We start from the raw sequence: 16,417 nt of genomic DNA, 5'->3' as shown, positions 1-16,417 counted from the left end.
TAGAGAGAATAAATAGCTAATTTAAGCTAAAATATGGGGGTGTAATCACTTAATTATTACTGATGGAAACATTAACATCCCTTGGTTTTTCGACCTATACACAATGGTCTATTATTGCCACTGTTTTCTTTTTCTTATTAGCCATTGTTGGTTTTATCTTTAAGTGGGGAATTCGTTTTCGATTAGTAGGAATTACTGGTTTTATGATAGTCCTGACGGTAGGATTATTCGGGTTAGGATTAGGTTTATTTGAACGGACAGAAATTCCTGGAGCGATTCGATTTTCGCGTGTCTATGATAATGGAGGTAATCAAGTTGTTATTGTCGTAAAACCTTCTATTACAGAAACAGAATTAGAAGCGACTTTAAAACAAGCTGGTAATGATTATTTTTCCTATGGAAGAAGGGGAGGACGAGATAATAAATTAACTGTTCGTGCGCGCACTTTAGTCCATCCTGAACCTGGCAAAACTTTACCTTTATATATAGGGCAAGTCAAGCGATCACTATCGGTTAGAGAGGATGAAAATATGGAGATTGATATTTATGACGATCAAATTCAAGCGTTATCTAAGTATCAAGAGGTTGCTAAGGGTTAATGGTAGATAAGCGAATTCTATCTTGATCAAAAGAAATCTTTTGTTGTCCAATTTCAACTTGTGCTGTCATCCCTGTTCCTGTAATTTTTAATGAAGGTGGGGATATTTTTTGTACAGTCATAATTACAAAAAATTCTTGTCCTCCTGTGGCGATAATTTTAGTTCCTTCCTCAGTTTTTTCTGTGGTAATTTTGACAGATTTTGGCACGATAAATGTACCTTTCATGGTTGCTTGATTTTCACTTCGTATTAGAAAGCTATTATTATTAACTGTTACATTTCCTGCTGTGTGCATTATCCATATTTTTTCCTTAAATTCTTCAGCTTCGTTGTTACCAATAAAGCGATCAACTAACACAAATAAACCAGGAACACCTGAAGCTTGACTATAATCAACCGCAAAAGAACGTAAACCAGCAATTCCCACTGGGGGTTTACTATTTTTGCGCCAATTTGTATTAGTTTGTAAACTAACAATTCCTGAACCATCGGGGTTAGAAACAAAAAAGAGGGGTTTAGAGGTTTTCCAGGGGGAACTTTTGGGTAAGATAACTACATTTTCTCCTTGCCATTCACCTTGAGATTTACCCGCTTTTGCCCAAGTTTCTCCTAACCCTGAAATGCGAAAACTACCCGCATCAGGAAAATGCCAAGTTCCTCCTATCAGTTCTTTTTTTAAGTAAATATTAGCGACAAAATCATCGTTATTTTTCCATTGATTTCTAAAATTATAAAATCCTTTTTGCTGATCAACAAAATTATAATTAAATAGTTTAATAGGACTTTTAGAATTATAGTTATTATTTTTACTGTAAAAATTTAAGATAAAAGGAGCCTGATAAGGTAGATTGATGCCAAAAGTTTGATCACCTTGTAATCCTGAATATTGTTCAAAAATTGGTGCAATTCCTGGCAAAAAATCTTTAGGTAAAGTAACTAAACCCGTAGCAAAAAGAGCAGATCCTGCATAATAGCGATGTCTTCCATAAGCAGTAATATTTAACTTAGTATTATCAGGTATTATACGCATCAGATAATGAGGTAAAATCCATTGAGCAGGAGAATCTTTAACTAAGTCTTTTCCCATTACATTGCTATAAGCTTGTAAAAAAGGAAAAACGGTTAAAATTAAAGGTTCTGTTGTGTAATGATCTCCTTCACTTCCAAAACCATAATCACCAATTGCAGTGGTAAAATATCGTTTAATATTACGTTCGGCTGTTCTTAGATAATGGTATATTCCATCATTAGATATATTAGGCTCATTCAAAATAGCTAAAGCAGCTAATCCGGCTGCACCTCTTGCTCTTGCATTCCAGTTACTTCCTGCATTACTATTCCAGCCATTCTTAGGAGAATCACCTTTAACTAATTGTTCTGTTTGTGCTGCTAACCAACCAGTAACAGTGGTTATTTTTTCCTTATCCCAGAGAGAATAACAAAAATCATAAGCTAAAGCTACACCAGTTACAATAGGAGAATGTTCTAATAATCTTTTTCCAGGATTGTCCATAGATTTTCTTACTATTTTCCATCCTATATTTGCCATATTTTTATCATTATTTATTAAAGCTAAAAAACAGTATCCAGAAGCATGATAGCCCCCAGTTGGCACATATCCATCATAATAAATTGGTTTTGATAAACTAATTTTCAACTGTTTGATTATGGCTTGGCCTTCTGGAGTTTCAATGAATTTTCTAACCGATGATAATTGATGTTTACGAAAGACAAGTCGAGGATGTTCTTGAGGTATCAAATTTTTATGATTTTTAATAGGAACTGGCCACAATGATTCTATGTTTCCAGTGACGCTACCTTGTAAAAATTTTTCATTGTATTTTCCTTGATAACTGCCAATAAGCTTATCTTTATAAGGAAGTAAATCGATAATGTAAGCAGCTTTTGAAACTTGAGTATTCCAAGGATGAGTTTGAATATTTATAGTAATTTGTAGTTGCCATGATTGTCGAGACTTTTGAGTTTTTATTTCTTCAATTGTTAATTTTTCTAAGTTGTTTTTTTCTAACTTTCCTTGGTGATCGACATCTTGATTAAATTTTTGTGCATATCCCCAAACTTCTGGTTCACATTTACCTTGATTACACACTAAATCTAAACTTATATTTTGATACACAGGTTTTTCCTGCCATAGTTTCCAAACTCCATGTTTTAAAGTTAAATGAATGTTACCAGACAGTTTTTTTATATCGAAAGAATGTAAAGTAGGTGCATTAGAACTTCTCAAGAAGAAAAGAATAAATGGTAATAGGACTAAATAACGTTGTTTCATTTATTTTTTAAGATATCAGGGATATTTAGGAAATAGTAAAATGAGAATAGGTGAGTTAAAAAACTGTACAATAGATTATGCTTATCTATAATATAACTATAGAAACTTTTTGATCATATTATAGATAAGATTAATACTTCTTCTCATCAGCTTAGTTATCATTAGGTCATTTATGAATCAACAATCATCCTTAAATCATCCTATTGTTGAAGAGAGTTTTAAAATTATTGATCGAGAAATTGGTCAACACAATCTGAGTTTATTAGAGTATCAAATTGCTCGTCGGGTGATTCATTCAACAGCAGATTTTGAGTTTATTGATTTACTTAAATTTAGTCCTAATTCCATTACTATTGGTGTTGATGCTTTGAAGAATCAGACTCCTATTATTACAGACGTGACAATGGTAAAACAAGGTATTGTTAATTTAGTGGCTAAAACTTTCAATAATTCCATTATTACTGCTATTGAAAACGTAACTTATACACTTCCTGGAAAAACACGAACCGAGACAGGTTTATTAGAATGTTATCAACAATATCCCCAAGGAATATATGTCATTGGTAATGCTCCTACTGCTTTACTTGCTTTGTGTCAACAAATCACTCAAACAAAACTTAAACCTAGTTTAATTATTGGCGTACCTGTTGGCTTTGTTTCTGTATTAGAATCAAAAAAAAGCTTAGAACAAATTGATATCCCTCAAATTCGTGTAGACGGACGGAAAGGAGGTTCATCTGTTGCTGCTGCTATTATTAATGCTTTAATAATTTTAGCTTGGGAAAATAACAGCTAAAGCTTAAAATAATTATAAACCAAGTTCTGAAGTTCAAGGAAAAGAAAAACCCTCTAAAGGGTCTTAATATTGTTTTAAAAGATTTATGATAAAAGTCATAGGAATTGGTTTAAATGGAAAAGAAAGTTTAACAACTAAGATACAGAAGATTGTTGATAATGCTAACTTATTAATGGGAAGCGATCGCCATTTAAGTTATTTTCAGGATCATCCTGGGGATAAAGTCATTATTAGTAACTTTTATAAAGATATTAAAATCCTTCAACAAATTAAAAGTTATCATGAATCGATTGTTATTTTAGTGAGTGGTGATCCTTTATTTTTTGGTTTAGGACGATTATTATTAGAACAATTTGAAGTAGAAGAATTAGAATTTTACCCTAATGTTAGTTCTATACAATTAGCATTTAGTCGGATTAAGATACCTTGGCATGATGCTACAATTATTAGTGGTCATGGTCGTGATTTAGATGAGTTAATTACTAGCTTACAGCAAGGTATAAGAAAAATTGCTATTCTAACAGATAGCAAAAATAATCCCCAAGCGATCGCTAATCTCTTTTTAAGTTTAAATATACCCATTAATTATAGAATTTGGGTATGCGAAAATTTAGGTCATACCAATGAAAAAGTCAATTGTTTTACTCCTCAAATTTTAGCTAATCTTAGAAGTGATCAGTTTGCTGCACTCAATGTTGTCATTTTAGTACAAAAAAATGATATTAGTTTAACTAAAAAAGAGCTTGATAATTTACCATTTTTTGGTATTGAAGATCATTATTTTTTAAGTTTTAAAGATCGTCCTGGACTGATGACAAAAAAAGAAATTAGGATGATTATTTTAGGAGAATTAGGCTTAAAATCAAAAGAAGTTATTTGGGATATTGGTGCAGGGACGGGATCAGTTTCTATCGAAATAGCTCGTTTATGTCCAAATAGCCAAGTATTTGCTATTGAAAAAACAGCAATAGGAATTAATTTAATCAATAAAAATTGTCAAAGATTCGACCTTGATAATATTACTCCTGTCCAAACAAAAGCTCCAGATAAGTTAACAACATTACCATTACCTAATCGAACTTTTATCGGAGGAAGTGGGGGAAATTTAATTGATATTTTAGATATTTGTAAAGAAAAATTAGTTGAGGATGGAATTATTTTGGTTGCTTTGGCAACCTTAGAAAATTTAGTAATTAGTTTAGATTGGATTAACAAAAATAACTGTGATTATCAACTATTAAATATCAATATATCTCGTTCTCTTTCCATTGCTCACTTAACCCGTTTATCCCCTTTGAATCCTATTTTTTTAGTTAAGATTTTTCCTAAATAAAAGTAACCAGTTAACCATCAATAAGTTAGTCTAATAAGGTCACTGGTCACTCTTCACTATTATCCTGCTTTCTTCTTTTTAGCTTTTTGTTTCTCTTTTTGCTTAGCGCGTTTGGCTTCTGCTTTGGCTTCTTTTTCCGCTTGTATTTTTGCTTGTTCAGCTTTTAATCGTTCTTCTTCCTTTTTCTCTAAATAGTAATAGTAATTACCAGGATAAACCACTAAATCGCCGTCACGAATTTCGACAATTTTATTAGCCACTTGTGAGATAAAAAAGCGATCATGAGACACTAATAAAACCGTACCATCATACTTAGAAAGAGCTTGTTCTAGCATTTCTTTTGCTGGAATATCTAAGTGGTTGGTCGGCTCATCTAAAATTAATAAGTTAGCTGGTTGTAAGAGCATTTTAACCAAAGCAAGACGAGCTTTTTCTCCCCCACTTAACCCCTCAACTTTTTTAAATACCGTATCCCCACTAAATAAGAAACGACCTAAGAGACTTCTAACTTCTACATTCTTCCAGTCAGGAACCTCATCATGAATAGTATTCATGACAGTTTTACTTAAGTCTAGAGCCTCTGCTTGGTTTTGTTCAAAATAGCCTGGGATAATATTATGTTTACCTAGGTTAACCAGTCCTTCACTGGGTTTTTCTAATCCCATAATCAGACGGAGTAACGTCGATTTTCCAGCACCATTAGGACCAAGAAAGGCAATGCGATCGCCTCTTTCCACGGTTAAATTAGCCTCTAAGAAAAGAATTTGTTCATCATAAGTATGGACTAAATCTTTAATAACTACCACGTCTTTTCCGCTTTTGGGAGCCGGGGGAAACTCAAAGGTAACGGTTTTAACGTTGGCAATAGGAGCATCTACCCGTTCCATCGATTGCAATTGTTTTTCGCGACTTTTTGCCTGGGTGCTTCGAGTAGCACTAGCTCGGAAACGATCAATAAACTCTTGTTGTTTAGCAATTTCCTTTTGTTGCCGTTGATAGGTATTTTCTTGAATTTCTCGGCTTAAGGTTTTTTGTTCAACATAATCAGAATAATTACCGATATAGGTAGTAGAAATGCCTCGCTCCGTTTCCACAATTTTTGTACAGATTTTGTTCAAAAATTCCCGTTCATGGGAGACAATTACCATAGGAATATTTAGTCCTTTGAGATAACCTTCTAACCATTCAACCGTTTCGTGATCGAGGTGGTTTGTTGGTTCGTCTAATAGTAATAAATCAGGATCTTGAAGAAGAATTTTTCCTAAACTCATCCGCATTTGCCAGCCACAACTAAAATCACTGACTAACCGCTCACTATCTTCGAGTTCAAAGCCCATTTCTGGCAATATTTTAGCGATCGCTGCTTCTAAAACATAGCCATCTAAGGCTTCAAATTTTCGTTGTAAATCGTCTAATTTGTGAATTAATTCATCTAATTCATCGGGTTCTGCCGTTTCCATTTGTTGCGTCACGTTAGCTAATTCATCTTGGACAAAATTAGCTTCAGAAAACACCGTCCAAAACTCTTGATTGACTGTACGACTGGGTTCAACTTCAAACTCTTGGGTTAAATAACCAATTTTAAGACTATTGGGACGAATCACCTCCCCAGATGTGGGTTCAATTTCCCCTTTAATAATTTTTAATTGAGTGGATTTTCCTGCACCATTTGCCCCCACTAAACCGATACGCTCCCCTGGGTTCACTTCCCAAGTCACGTCTTTTAATACTTCCGCGTTTGGGTAAATTTTACTGATTCTTTCTAGTCTTAGCATTAAATGTCCTAATGAGTTCTGCTAGTGGGTAACTTTGTTAAAGCAAATTTCTTTATCTCAAATATAGTGTAAACAATCTTGTCTGTAAAAACTGTGGTTTTTGTACTTATCGTTCATCGATAGGGTAGGAGAAATAGAATTTCATTTTCTGTTATACTTCTCGTTGTCTAACTTTTGGAACCAAATGTAACATATAGTCGCGCTTTCCAATCTGCACACCGCTCATTCTTAAAATGTCATATACAGTAACTAAATGAAAATAAAAAGTTGGCATGAGGAACTCTTCTAAATACGCTTCACCAGAAAGCTCTAGATACATAGAGTCTCCAAGCTCCAACGTTGTTATTTCACTAAATTTTGAATCTTGAATCATAATTCTATCTAGATGTGCTTTCACTTCAGAAATCAATTCTTTAGCTTGGGAAACAGTTTTTATGTAAATGTCTATATTTTGATTTTTTTTCCCCTCACACCATAGTGAAAAGTTATGGGGTTGATTGCACGTAAACACCACTTGAGTTCCCAAAGCGTGCATATCAGATATTAATTGGAGTCCAAAAATCTTATCTGGCTCGCTTTCAAAGTGTTTGGCTCCTTTTTCTATTAAGTGTTCCAAAGTTTCTAAACGAGATATAAATATAGACTTTATCGATTTGGATTTTAAGCTTTTCATATTCTTCTCCAAATTTTAAAAGAGATTTATAGTGATGATGATATTGCCATTATTGCCCATTCAGGGTAATCTATCGATAATTATCGACAACCATTAGCCTAGAACAATTTAAAATTAACATGGAAAAACGCGGCGTAACAGTTTGGTTTACTGGATTAAGTGGAGCCGGCAAAACCACAATCACTCGTGCTTTAGAGCAAAAACTTAGAGATGCGGGTTATTCTCTAGAAATCTTAGATGGAGATATTGTTAGAACTAATTTAACCAAAGGGTTAGGTTTTTCTAAAGAAGATCGTGACACCAATATTCGCCGTATTGGTTTTGTGTGTCAGTTACTCACTCGTAATGGTGTAATTGTCTTAGTTTCTGCTATTTCTCCTTATCGTGAGATTCGTGAAGAAGTTAAAGGCAAAATTGGCGACTTTGTGGAAGTATTTGTTAATGCACCTTTGAATGTGTGCGAAGATCGTGATGTTAAAGGATTATATAAAAAAGCCCGCGCAGGGGAAATTAAATCCTTCACCGGTATTGACGATCCCTATGAACCTCCTTTAAACCCTGAAGTTGAATGTCGTACCGATCTCGAAAGTTTAGAAGAAAGTGTTAATAAGGTTTGGCAAAAACTCGAAGAAATGGGTTATTTAGCGAAACCAGTTGCGGTTTAATATACTCTGAAACCTTAACCCCCCTTTGTAGGGGGGGTTCTCTATCTTAAAAAGGCGATCTCATTTTCTTTAGAAGCCCAGGAATGTTATAAAATTATTTTCGATAAAGACAGAGACGAATATTAGCTTTAGAAGTATTGCCCTTCACTGAAATGATATGTTGTCGTTGAACTTTTGGATGATAAAACCATTGAGAAATCATCGGGTTTTTTACTGAATCTACTTGATAAGGAGTAATGACATTTCCTTGATGACTAACAGCAACTTCTAAATAATCATTGGCTTGAATGGTTAATTTATCTTCCTGATTAACCCAGAGAACAAATTGATGTTCATTATTAATCCTACCCTCATAAACAGCACAAAAGTTATTGTTAGGAAGATGTAAACTAGAGTGAGTTACAGCTTCACTCGGCAAGCTTAACAGACAAAAAGCAACTAAGTAAGAAGGAGTAAAAAGGGATTTTAAAATAGTCATGAGAATTGGCAAAATAAGTGAGGAACAAGTTATTAAGAGCAATCTTGTTTTCTCAAGACGCATAAACTATCAATATGTTGCCAATGATTTTAACAATGAGTTAGATTTAAAAAATTGTTACAGTGATAAAATACATTATCTGTCTAACAATACAGGACAGCGTAGTTTATTATGCAAACAAGTGATATATACTAAGATTTAAAAAATCAATAAATTATAAGGATACAATATAATGGATACTGCTACTAACAAAATCAAAAAAATAATTGAAAGAGCCTTAGCCGATGGCCGATTATCTAGCCAAGAAGATGAAGATATTAAGGCAGCAATTCGTAGTGATCAAAAAGTAACAGAAGAGGCAATGAAATTATATCGAGAATTACAACAACAAATCTTTGAAGGAGAAATTATTATTGACGATTAAAACAGCAAAAATGTTACTTACTTTCTAAACGAAATAAAAAAATCATTAGTGCTACAACACCTATCTGTAAAGCAAAATTAGGTAACGCAGTAGCTACCTCTTTACCTGCAGCTAACTTAGCTAAAAATACCACAGCCCCAATAAACCCAGACGCAGCAAAAGCAATATAGAAAAACTTTCTGAAGCCTTTATAGGGTGCTTGAGCTTCTGCCTTTAAAGACGCATACTTTTCAGGATCAAGTTTTGGACGAGACGGGCGAGACTTTTTAGATGGCTTCTCCATGCAAAAATTCCATTGAGACTGTTAGAATATGATACATTATTAGCGTGACCTAATCCTGTGCCACGTTAGCTCAGTTGGTAGAGCACATCACTCGTAATGATGGGGCCGCGAGTTCAAGTCTCGCACGTGGCTTTAAGTTAAAGTTAATTAATCAAGGCCAAATCTTAAGTTTAGATTGAGTACCAGGTTAATCCTGAAGATAAGAGACACTATACTTATATAGAGCTAATTTTAGGAGTCACTACCCTGACACTCGTGCGACCTCATAAGCCCATAAAAATCGATTTGAATCAAGAATATCCTTGTCCCTGTCGACGACGGGGGCATCTTTTGCCCATTGTTTTAACAGAAGCCTTTGGCTGCGATCGCTGTCAACAAATTTTTGTCGTCGAAGAAAATGGTCAAACCATAGAACAGTTATCTTCAAGTTACCCCTATAAGCGAGTTTGGCGTTGGACTGGCTACCGTTGGTTAATTATCCGACCGGGGTTAAGAGACGGCTATCTACCCGTCATGACAGGCATGATGGTAGTAATATTAATTGGATGGTTTTTGTTGGCATTGCAATCATCTTTAGGGCCAAGTATCATCATTGGTATCGCTTTGGCTGGTTTATTAGTGGTTTTGCCAGCAATTATCTTCTGGTTAGCCTATCGACGTTAAGGCAAATTTTATGACCATTAAAAGTTCTCCTAACTTGCTGTCAACCTCGGTTCAACGCTCTTATGATGCTTATTTAGCATTGGAAACCAGTGATAGTCAAGATCGCTCTTTAGGGATTAAAGCAATGGCTAAAGGATTAAGTCGTTCTTTTGATGCCATTCTTGAAGCTAATACCCTCGATCTCGAAATGAGCCGAGAAATGGCTGTTCCAGATTTGCTGATTGAATGGTTGAAATTAACCCCCGAACGTTTAAACAAAACCGTCGAAATTCTTGAATCATTGGCTGAACTCCCCGATCCCATTCAACAGGTGTTTAATGCCCCTTATCGGTTGAATACAGCAGGGACTTACTGTCAACTCATGCCGTTAGGGGTGGTTGCTTTGGTTTATGAAACCTTCCCTGAATTGGGAGCGATCGCTGCTGGATTTTGTTTAAAGACGGGCAACAGCTTACTATTACGGGGTTGTAATTCATCAACCCACTCGAACCAAGTCATTGCAGATATCCTACAATCTGCTCTCAAAGAGACGGAACTGCCCACAGGGTGTTTAGAGGTACTTTCAGGAGAACAAGGGGCTTCTATCCAAGATTTAGTGACGCAGCATCAATATTTAAGTTTGGTACTTCCCTATGGTCGTCCCAATCTAGTTGAACAAGTCACTCAATGGTCTACGGCCCCTGTGTTAAAGTCTGCCATGGGTAATTGTTATTTATACTGGTCTCCTACCGTTGATTTAGATATGGTGCGTTGGGTTATTCTCGATAGCCATGCCAGCGAACCTGATCCCGTGAATGCTATTGAGAAAGTATTAATTAGTCCTAATCAAAATCCTTCAATTTTAGTAAGATTATTTAATATTTTACAGGAAAAAGGGTTTGAATTACGAGGAGATGAGATATTATTAGAAGAATTTAAAGATTATTTAAAGCCTGTTAAAGCATCAGAATGGAAAACTCCCTATTTAGATAAAATTATAAGTTTTAAGGTGGTCACTAATTTATCCGAAGGGATTGCTTGGATGAATCAATATAGTAGTGGTCATGCAGATTGTTTAGTAACAGATTCTTATGCAGAAAGTCGTCAATTTGCTACAGAAATTGATAGCGCATTAGTTTATATTAATAATTCTCCTCGTTTTGATCGTCATCCTACCCCAGGAGAATCTCTATTTTTGGGGGTTTCTAATCAAAAAGGTCATTATCGTGGTTTAATTTCTCTAGAAACTTTTACAACCCTTAAACAAGTGGTTCAGGGAAATGGTAAGTTTTCTGTATAATTCCATCATCTCAACAATTAACTGGATACTTTCTTAGATTGGGTTCAGAGATAAGATAATAGTTATTAATATAGTCACAGAGTCGAAAAACTTGTGGCGACTTTCATATAATGAAGCAAATATTAAGTTTTATTCAATAAGTATAACCATTATCGATTCCTATTAGCGATGAATGGTTTCTCAATAATCTTGTGTTTATGAGTTATCGAAATGAGGTAATTTATGAAGATAATCCACAATTAGAATTGTTGTTTACCACAGGGGTAGAATATGCTTTTTAAGATCATAACTACGATAAATTTGTTTAAAATATTTGGTCATTTATAGCATTTCCCTGACTCATGAGGTACATTATAGATTGTAATATCTATTACTGATGTACTAAAAAATGAAGCCTTATTCTATAGACTTTAGAGAAAAAATCATAGAAGTGTGGAAAAAAGAAAACCTCTCTATCAGGAATCTAGCTAAGCGTTTTGGAGTAGCGAAAAGCTTTATTCAAAAATTGCTTAAACAATATCAACAAACTGGAGATATTAGACCTTTACCGCAAGGAGGAAGCCCATCTCCTAAGCTTAATAGTGAGCAATTGGTTATTTTAGTGGAAATCATGGAAAAAAATAATGATGCAACTCTCGAAGAATTATGTGAGTTACTCTATAAAGAAACAGGAGTGCAAGTCAAAAAAACCACAATGGGAAGAATCAGCCAAAGATTGAATTATAGTGTCAAAAAAAACTTTATATGCACCTGAAAAAGACAATGAAAAAGTCCATCAAAAAAGAGTGAAGTTTTGGGAAACCATTCGAGATGTAAAGACAAATAATTTAATTTTTATAGACGAATCAGGAGTGAATTTAGCAATGCTGAGACTATACGCTAGGTCGCTAAAAGGCACGAGAGCTAGGGGAGAAAAACCCCAGAAGCGAGGCAAAAATATTTCTATTATTAGTGCATTATCCTTAGATAAAGTTCTGGCAACAAAGAATATTTACGGGTCAGTAGACGGAATTACATTTGAAGCTTTTATCCTCACAGAATTAGTACCAAAGCTATGGAAAGATGCTTGTGTTGTTATGGATAATGCTAGAATTCATCTGGGAGAAATGGTCAAAGAATCTATTGAAAAAGTCGGGGCTAATGTAATTTACCTACCTCCTTATTCTCCTGAATTTCTCCGATTGAAAATTTCTGGTCAAAAGTCAAAGCTATTTTGAGAAAAATCAAAGCAAGAAACTATAAAGACCTAATAGAAGGTATTACATCAGCTATGTTACAAGTTACCAAACAAGATATTCGTAACTGGTTTACTCATTGCTGCTACTGTACCTCATGACTATGGGAATTGCTATATATTAAAAATTATGTTCACAAAAAAATTCAAGTATATTATTATTCTTTGTTTGAGTTCTCTTTTAACTCTTACCTCAGTAAAACCCAGTTTCGGACAAATTTCTCTGTTTTCTCCCTCAACTAATTCTCAACCAGCACAAACAGCACCGTGGGATCTCAATAAAGCTTATATTTGTGGAAGATTTTGGTGTAGTGATGTTTATATTCATGATGACTCAAAACAAGTTAGAAAAGCAATATTAATACCAGAATTAACATTAGCTACCTTGCAAACCATTGATCAAAATAATTTTGAAGCAATCCACGCATTAGAGCAACGAGCGAAATTAGTTCAACAAAGCTTTAAAAAAATAGTTAATCGTATCATTAGTAGTCAAAAGAATTCTGCTGCTACTGACATCAATGATATTCAATTTTGGATACCAACCTCAGTCAAAGCATTATGGGAACCGGCTGAAACTAAACCCCCTCATCCTTGGCTGCCTAAAATCGAAATTGGTATTAAGAATCAACAAACTGTTATTTATGCTCCTGATCAATTTGAATTGGGAACTTCTTCTCTATTAATTGTAACGGTTACTGAGAATGATGCGATCGCTAATAATGTAACCGTTGAAGAATTAGCTTTAATATGGCAAGAAAATATTATAAATTCTTTTAATAATGCACTGTGGGGACATGAGTTTGATCAAAAATATTTTGCTGGAAGATGGATTATTAGTGCAATTTCTATTCTCATAGCAATTATCTCAATACGGTTAGTTGAATTTCTCCGAAGCTTTTTACGACAACGGAGTAATTATCTCAAGAAAAAACTTAATAAACTAACGGAAACCTTAGCAAGAAATAGCAAAGCTATTGGATCTCGTCAGACTTATTCTGACGATTCTAATCATAATTCACAAGAGATTGATAATGAAACATCTAGAGAAAACAAATCTCAAAAGAATTCATTTAATTTCCAGTTTTTGGTAACAAAAATCTTAAACATAATCAAAAAAATCACAAAAAAAAATCGCTGGTTATCTTCTAAATTATCTCGATCTAAACAAAAACTTTTTTTACAACGACAAAATTGGTTCAAACAAAGGATAAATTTTTATCAACTATTGCTTAGACTTTCTTTGATTTTAGACGTATTTATTTTAGGTTGTTGTTTAATTGTTATTTCTTTAGTTTTTAGAGACATTCGTTTCTTATCTGTCTATATTCTCAAGCGAACAATACTTTTAATTATAGTTTGGATGGGATTAACAATTTTAGATAAAGTTGGAGATTTTTTGATCGATTATTATCTTAATCGTTGGGCGACTGAAGCACACCAGACTAACCCTGAGTCCAATCGTTATACTTTAAGAATTAATACATATTCTACAACCCTTAAACAAGCAACCAGTTTTATAAGCATTGTATTAGGTATCTATTTAACTATTTGGTTAGTCGGAATTGATACGACTGTGTTAGCTGGAGCAGGAATTGTAGCAGTTGCTGTTGCTTTTTTGTCTCGAAATTTACTAGAAGATATGCTTAATGGTGTCTTAATTTTATGGAGCGATCGCTATGCTATTGGTGATGTAATTGATGTTAATGGTATGGGGGGATTTGTTGAAAGTATCAATCTATTTGTGACTTCTTTACGGAATTTAGATGGACAACTTATTGCCATTCCTAATAGTCAAATTTCCACAGTTATTAATCATACAAAAGACTGGTCAAGGGTTAATTTTACTATTAAAATTGCTTGGTATGAAGACATAAAAAAAGCAATCGATATTATGATTAATGTCGCTAAAGAAATGCAAAATGAACCCCAATGGAGTGATAAATTTCTTGAACCTTTAGAAGTTTTAGGGGTAGATGACGTTTCCCATGAAGGGATATTAATTCGTGTTTTAATTAGAACAAAACCCCTTGAACATTGGCCCCTTGGTCGAGAATTTCGCTTACGGGTCAAACAAGATTTTGATGAGGCGAATATTTCTCTAGGCATTCCCCATCATACTATTTCTGTTATCAATGATGCTCAGAATGATGATCAATTATTATCTTATAATATCCCTCGAAAAAATAGTTAAATGGCCAATAAAGGAGCAGCATTGAGTAACTTTTGAGTATAAGGATGTTTGGGTTCTTTAAAAATACTTTCAGTGTCGCCAATTTCTACAATTTTACCTTGATTCATTACTGCAATACGATGACAGAAAAAACGAGCGACCCAGAGATCATGGGTAATAAATAAATAGGTTAAATCAAAGTCATTTTTTAATTCATACATTAAGTCTAAAACTCTCGCTTGAACACTAGCATCTAACATACTTACAGGTTCATCACAAATCACTAATTTCGGTTTAGTAATTAACGCCCTAGCAATAGCCACGCGTTGTTGTTGTCCCCCTGATAATTCTTTGGGATAACGATTATAATAGTCTTCAACAGGGGTTAATTTAACCCGTTCTAACATTTCATAAACTTGTTTTTTGGCTTCTTTTGCTGTGGCTAATTGATGGATTAATAAAGGATCAGCAACACTTTGTCCTACAGTCATTAAAGGATTTAAACAAGCATTCGGATCTTGGAAAATCATCTGTATTTGACGACGTTTCAGGCGCATTTTTTGTTCAGAAAGCTGGGTTAACTCTTCCCCTAAAAAGTGTATGCTTCCTGATGTGGCTTTTAATAACTGTAAAAGAGTACGAGATAAGGTACTTTTTCCACATCCCGACTCACCCACTAACCCTAAAATTTCCCCCGAATACAACTCAAAACTAACATCATCTACCGCTTTAATAACTTCTGGTTCTTTGGAGAAAAATTGCTGTATAAAATTTCCTTCTAAGGTAAAATATTGTTTTAAATGATTGACCGTTAATAAAGCTTTCTTTGTCGGTTTATCCTCTTCCCAAGAGTCGATATTGATAGGTTCATCGTCTTCTACTTGAACGTGCAAAGCTGCTTTTAATAATGACTTAGTATAATCGTGTTGAGGATGATGGAGAATATCAGCCATATTACCCATTTCTACAATTTTACCGCCATTCATTACAGCCAGGCGATCGCAATATTCTGCTACCATCGCTAAGTCATGGGAAATTAATAATAACCCCATTTCTTCTTCTTCACACAAACGGGTTAATTCTTGTAAAATTTCTGCTGCTACGGTTACATCTAAAGCGGTAGTGGGTTCGTCAGCAATAATCATTTTAGGGTTTAATAATAACGCTAAAGCCATAGCCACCCGTTGACGCATTCCACCACTAAATTCGTGGGGATATTGTCCCCAACGGTTCGGGGGGATATTCACTTTCTCTAGGGTTTTGATGGCGATCGTTTTGGCTTCTTTGCGAGATAATTGGGGACGATGGGCCTGTAAGGTTTCTATACAGTGTTCTCCAATGGTCATCAAGGGGTCTAGACGAGTCATAGGGTCCTGGAACACTAACCCTACTACCTCACCCCGAAACTTTCTTAACCCTTCAGCGTTTAACCCGAAAATAGATTCACCCTGAAACTCGATTTTTCCCTCAATTTGTGTTAATTTCGGCAGCAAACCCATAGCAGCCTTTCCCATCGTAGACTTACCACAGCCAGACTCTCCGACTAAGCCTAGTTTTTCCCCTCTTTGTAGCGTAAAAGAAACCCTATCAACGGCCCACGTCTCACTGAATGGGTACTGAATACGCAACTCATCAACACAAAATAAGGGTTGTCCGTTCATTCGCTCAATTTTTTATAAAGTATATTAATAGTTGACAGTTTAACACTAGATAAGAATAAGGTTAACCTTAATTGTTATAAATATTGTT

General features: G+C 34.6%; 14 protein-coding genes, 1 tRNA gene and 1 pseudogene. 10 read left to right on the top strand and 6 right to left on the bottom strand.

The annotated features are described in order from the left end of the window. Positions 1–62: 62 nt before the first annotated feature. A complete protein-coding gene (locus CY0110_RS12865) occupies positions 63–599 on the top strand; it encodes a Ycf51 family protein (RefSeq protein WP_008275881.1) in 537 nt (178 codons plus the stop codon). Here CY0110_RS12865 and CY0110_RS12860 read toward each other — a convergent pair. Next, the gene (locus CY0110_RS12860; protein ID WP_008275880.1) at positions 589–2,892 is read right to left on the bottom strand and encodes a hypothetical protein; all 2,304 of its coding nucleotides are present in this window, start codon (positions 2,890–2,892) and stop codon (positions 589–591) included. The two genes, CY0110_RS12865 and CY0110_RS12860, sit on opposite strands and share 11 nt — an antisense overlap. A gap of 172 nt (positions 2,893–3,064) precedes the next feature. Here CY0110_RS12860 and CY0110_RS12855 point away from each other — a divergent pair, with 172 nt between their 5' ends. Then, positions 3,065–3,688: a cobalt-precorrin-8X methylmutase gene (locus CY0110_RS12855; RefSeq protein ID WP_008275879.1), complete on the top strand. Its 624-nt coding sequence runs from the start codon at positions 3,065–3,067 to the stop codon at positions 3,686–3,688. 85 nt (positions 3,689–3,773) lie between these two features. Further along, positions 3,774–5,021 carry a bifunctional cobalt-precorrin-7 (C(5))-methyltransferase/cobalt-precorrin-6B (C(15))-methyltransferase gene (locus CY0110_RS12850; RefSeq protein ID WP_008275878.1) on the top strand — a complete coding sequence of 416 codons (1,248 nt, stop codon included), beginning with the start codon at positions 3,774–3,776 and terminating at the stop codon, positions 5,019–5,021. Between the two features lie 59 nt (positions 5,022–5,080). On the opposite strand, the gene CY0110_RS12845 is transcribed toward CY0110_RS12850, so the two are convergent. After that, positions 5,081–6,796, bottom strand: a complete 1,716-nt coding sequence (locus CY0110_RS12845) for an ABC-F family ATP-binding cassette domain-containing protein (RefSeq protein WP_008275877.1) — start codon at positions 6,794–6,796, stop codon at positions 5,081–5,083. Between the two features lie 151 nt (positions 6,797–6,947). Beyond that, positions 6,948–7,469, bottom strand: a complete 522-nt coding sequence (locus CY0110_RS12840; protein ID WP_008275876.1) for a DUF1993 family protein — start codon at positions 7,467–7,469, stop codon at positions 6,948–6,950. Positions 7,470–7,561: 92 nt separating this feature from the next. On the opposite strand from CY0110_RS12840, the gene cysC reads away from it, so the two are divergent. Beyond that, on the top strand, positions 7,562–8,134 hold the full coding sequence (gene cysC, locus CY0110_RS12835; protein ID WP_269719966.1) for an adenylyl-sulfate kinase: 573 nt from the start codon (positions 7,562–7,564) through the stop codon (positions 8,132–8,134). Positions 8,135–8,228: 94 nt separating this feature from the next. On the opposite strand, the gene CY0110_RS12830 is transcribed toward cysC, so the two are convergent. Then, entirely contained in the window at positions 8,229–8,612 is a 384-nt protein-coding gene (locus CY0110_RS12830) for a hypothetical protein (RefSeq protein WP_008275874.1), read from the bottom strand. Between the two features lie 232 nt (positions 8,613–8,844). Between CY0110_RS12830 and CY0110_RS12820 the strand changes: the two genes are divergently transcribed. Then, positions 8,845–9,036, top strand: coding sequence for a hypothetical protein (locus CY0110_RS12820; RefSeq protein WP_008275873.1), 192 nt, complete (start codon positions 8,845–8,847; stop codon positions 9,034–9,036). Between the two features lie 13 nt (positions 9,037–9,049). Here the strand turns inward: CY0110_RS12820 and CY0110_RS12815 are convergent, their stop codons facing one another. Further along, positions 9,050–9,319, bottom strand: a complete 270-nt coding sequence (locus CY0110_RS12815) for a DUF3493 domain-containing protein (RefSeq protein WP_008275872.1) — start codon at positions 9,317–9,319, stop codon at positions 9,050–9,052. Between the two features lie 59 nt (positions 9,320–9,378). On the opposite strand from CY0110_RS12815, the gene CY0110_RS12810 reads away from it, so the two are divergent. The 5 genes and pseudogenes from CY0110_RS12810 to CY0110_RS12785 all read left to right on the top strand — a co-directional run bounded on the left by CY0110_RS12810 (position 9,379) and on the right by CY0110_RS12785 (position 14,689). Further along, a tRNA-Thr gene (locus CY0110_RS12810) sits at positions 9,379–9,451 on the top strand. Between the two features lie 123 nt (positions 9,452–9,574). Then, entirely contained in the window at positions 9,575–9,982 is a 408-nt protein-coding gene (locus tag CY0110_RS12805) for a hypothetical protein (protein WP_008275871.1), read from the top strand. Positions 9,983–9,992: 10 nt separating this feature from the next. Beyond that, a complete protein-coding gene (locus CY0110_RS12800) occupies positions 9,993–11,261 on the top strand; it encodes a glutamate-5-semialdehyde dehydrogenase (protein WP_008275870.1) in 1,269 nt (422 codons plus the stop codon). Between the two features lie 388 nt (positions 11,262–11,649). Beyond that, positions 11,650–12,597: pseudogene (locus tag CY0110_RS29265) on the top strand (IS630 family transposase). Between the two features lie 28 nt (positions 12,598–12,625). Further along, positions 12,626–14,689, top strand: coding sequence for a mechanosensitive ion channel family protein (locus tag CY0110_RS12785; RefSeq protein ID WP_008275868.1), 2,064 nt, complete (start codon positions 12,626–12,628; stop codon positions 14,687–14,689). Here the strand turns inward: CY0110_RS12785 and CY0110_RS12780 are convergent. Further along, the gene (locus CY0110_RS12780) at positions 14,686–16,329 is read right to left on the bottom strand and encodes a dipeptide ABC transporter ATP-binding protein (protein WP_008275867.1); all 1,644 of its coding nucleotides are present in this window, start codon (positions 16,327–16,329) and stop codon (positions 14,686–14,688) included. The two genes, CY0110_RS12785 and CY0110_RS12780, sit on opposite strands and share 4 nt — an antisense overlap. Positions 16,330–16,417: the final 88 nt, after the last annotated feature.

The sequence above is a fragment of the Crocosphaera chwakensis CCY0110 genome, from assembly GCF_000169335.1.
In the GTDB taxonomy this organism is placed as follows: Bacteria; Cyanobacteriota; Cyanobacteriia; order Cyanobacteriales; family Microcystaceae; genus Crocosphaera; species Crocosphaera chwakensis.
Note: the sequence above shows the minus strand (reverse complement) of the source record. Positions and strands in the feature narration are given on the sequence as shown.

Excerpts from the sequence above, each read along its gene's own strand:
- CY0110_RS12820 (WP_008275873.1), top strand. The coding sequence starts at position 8,845 with ATGGATACTGCTACTAACAAAATCAAAAAAATAATTGAAAGAGCCTTA.
- CY0110_RS12860 (WP_008275880.1), bottom strand. The coding sequence starts at position 2,892 with ATGAAACAACGTTATTTAGTCCTATTACCATTTATTCTTTTCTTCTTG.
- CY0110_RS12830 (WP_008275874.1), bottom strand. The coding sequence starts at position 8,612 with ATGACTATTTTAAAATCCCTTTTTACTCCTTCTTACTTAGTTGCTTTT.
- CY0110_RS12865 (WP_008275881.1), top strand. The coding sequence starts at position 63 with ATGGAAACATTAACATCCCTTGGTTTTTCGACCTATACACAATGGTCT.
- CY0110_RS12855 (WP_008275879.1), top strand. The coding sequence starts at position 3,065 with ATGAATCAACAATCATCCTTAAATCATCCTATTGTTGAAGAGAGTTTT.
- CY0110_RS12815 (WP_008275872.1), bottom strand. The coding sequence starts at position 9,319 with ATGGAGAAGCCATCTAAAAAGTCTCGCCCGTCTCGTCCAAAACTTGAT.
- CY0110_RS12850 (WP_008275878.1), top strand. The coding sequence starts at position 3,774 with ATGATAAAAGTCATAGGAATTGGTTTAAATGGAAAAGAAAGTTTAACA.
- CY0110_RS12780 (WP_008275867.1), bottom strand. The coding sequence starts at position 16,329 with ATGAACGGACAACCCTTATTTTGTGTTGATGAGTTGCGTATTCAGTAC.
- CY0110_RS12840 (WP_008275876.1), bottom strand. The coding sequence starts at position 7,469 with ATGAAAAGCTTAAAATCCAAATCGATAAAGTCTATATTTATATCTCGT.
- CY0110_RS12785 (WP_008275868.1), top strand. The coding sequence starts at position 12,626 with ATGTTCACAAAAAAATTCAAGTATATTATTATTCTTTGTTTGAGTTCT.
- CY0110_RS12845 (WP_008275877.1), bottom strand. The coding sequence starts at position 6,796 with ATGCTAAGACTAGAAAGAATCAGTAAAATTTACCCAAACGCGGAAGTA.
- CY0110_RS12800 (WP_008275870.1), top strand. The coding sequence starts at position 9,993 with ATGACCATTAAAAGTTCTCCTAACTTGCTGTCAACCTCGGTTCAACGC.